Below are 951 nucleotides of genomic sequence, written 5' to 3' on the forward strand. Positions count from 1 at the left end.
GGGCCGCAAGGTCGCGCCGCCACGGTTCCGGTCGCGCAAGGACTACCGGCAGGCGATCCGGTTCACCGCCAACGCCCGGTTCAAGGTCGTCGACAACGGCCGGCTGCGCCTGCCGAAGATCGGTGACCTGCAGGTGCGTTGGTCCCGCCAGCTTCCCGCCGTCCCGTCATCGGTAACGATCATCAAGGATGCGGCGGGACGGTACTTCGCATCGTTCGTCGTGCAGACTACCGACGAGCCGTTGCCCGAGCTGGACGCCGAAGTCGGAATCGACCTCGGGCTCACGCACTTCGCCGTTCTGTCCGACGGCACGAAGGTGGCCGCACCGAAGTTCCTGCGGCGCGCCGCCCGCAAGCTCAAGCGCCTGCAGCAGGATCTGTCCCGCAAGCAGCGGGGTAGCAACAACCGCAAGAAGGCCGTCGTGAAGGTCGCCCGCGCGCATGCGAAGGTGGCTGACAGCCGACGGGACTGGCAGCACAAGCTCTCGACCCGGATCATCCGCGAGAATCAAGCGGTGTATGTCGAGGACCTGTGCGTGGCTGGTCTGGGCCGGACCCGGCTCGCCAAGTCCGTGCACGACGCCGGTTGGGCGTCGTTTGTCGGGATGTTGGAGTACAAGGCCGCCCGGTACGGGCGGACCTTCGGCAAGATCGACCGGTTCGCGCCCACGTCGCAGATTTGCTCGGTGTGCGGCCGGGTCGACGGGTCGAAGCCGTTGAACATCCGGTCGTGGACCTGCCCGTGCGGGCAGGTCCACGACCGGGACGTCAACGCGGCGATCAATGTGCTCGCGGCGGGACGCGCCGAGAGCCTAAACGCCTGTGGAGCGCAGGTAAGACCGGCACCCGTGCCGGCACCGCGCGGGGAAGCAGGAATCCACCCGGACGCTACGCGCTGTTCCGCGCGCAGCGCGGAGGGAATCCCCGTCCTTTAGGGCGGGGAGAACGTCAA

General features: G+C 67.8%; 1 protein-coding gene. It reads left to right on the forward strand.

Annotation, left to right across the window (positions count from 1 at the left end; translation table 11 throughout):
* Positions 1–934, forward strand: a 934-nt coding sequence (locus tag HC028_RS26820; RefSeq protein ID WP_168080227.1) for an RNA-guided endonuclease InsQ/TnpB family protein, incomplete at its 5' end; no start/stop codon positions are given.
* Positions 935–951 lie beyond the last annotated feature (17 nt).

The organism is Planosporangium flavigriseum (assembly GCF_011947225.1).
GTDB lineage: Bacteria > Actinomycetota > Actinomycetes > Mycobacteriales > Micromonosporaceae > Planosporangium > Planosporangium flavigriseum.